Below are 1,252 nucleotides of genomic sequence, written 5' to 3' on the forward strand. Positions count from 1 at the left end.
AGAGTGATTGATGTTTTTGTTGATGAGCTCGACTTAAACGAACTTGGCTTTAAAGGTGTTGTCCCAAAAGATACAGGGCGTCCCAATTATCACCCAGCAATGCTACTTAAGTTATACCTCTACGGCTACCTGAACCGAATTCAATCCTCACGCCGATTAGAGCGAGAAGCTAACCGCAATATCGAACTAATGTGGTTAACTGAGAGACTTGCACCAGACTTCAAAACCATTGCAGATTTTAGGAAGAATAACGGTAAAGGGATTAAACAGTGCTGTCGAACGTTCATCGATTTGTGTCGTCAGATGAACATGTTTAGCGATGCGCTTGTCGCGATTGATGGCAGTAAATTCAAAGCATCTAACAACAAATCTAAAAACTATACGCCAAGAAAACTCCAAGCCTCAATGGAACGCGTTGAAAAGCATATCGCTCGCTACCTTAGTCAGCTAGACAAGGTCGACTTAAATGAAAAGGAAGCGGATACCGCTCCCATTGAAGAAAAGCTGGTTTGGCTAAAAGCGCGTCTTTCTGAATTAAAGGAGCTCAAAGAGAAAGTTGAAGCGCACCCAGACAAACAAATCTCTATGACTGATCCAGATTCGCGTCTGTTAAAAACAACCGCGATGGAGAGAAAGGTTTGCTACAACGTTCAGAGCGCAGTGGATTGTAAGCATCACTTGATCGTTGCTCATGAGGTCACCAATACCACCGATAGAAATCAATTATGCAGGATGGGCCAGCAGGCTCAAGCAGCACTAAAGAATGATGAAATTACCGTGCTTGCCGACAAAGGCTATTTTAGCAGCAAAGATATTATTGCGGCGCAAGATGCGGGGATGACGCCACTGGTACCCAATTTTGATACGTCAGGCAGTGAAAAGAAAGGCATCTTCAATAAATCGCTATTTCAATATGACGCCGAGCAAAATGTGTACGTTTGTCCTGCCAAGCAAGCGTTAACACCCAGAGGGCAAGCAAGAGATAAAGGCATGATTTATAGGAACTATAACTGCAGCGTCAAAATTTGTAGAGTTTGCAGCCTGCAAACCCAATGCACCAAAACAGCCACTCCCCGAACAATTCGTCGTTGGGAGCATGCTAGTCGCATTGAAAAGATGACCGAGCTTCTGGAGTCCAAACCTGACAGCATGGTGATCAGACAACAAACCGTCGAACACCCATTCGGTACAATTAAATTATGGATGGGCGCAACACAGCTACTCACCAGAAGATTTAAGGGGGTCAGCATTG

At 44.4% G+C, this 1,252-nt stretch carries 1 protein-coding gene; it reads left to right on the plus strand.

Annotation, left to right across the window (positions count from 1 at the left end):
* The coding region (locus A3766_RS20380; RefSeq protein WP_068642885.1) for an IS1182 family transposase at window positions 1-1,252 on the plus strand (1,252 nt) is incomplete at both ends.

This window comes from Oleiphilus sp. HI0132, from assembly GCF_001635845.1.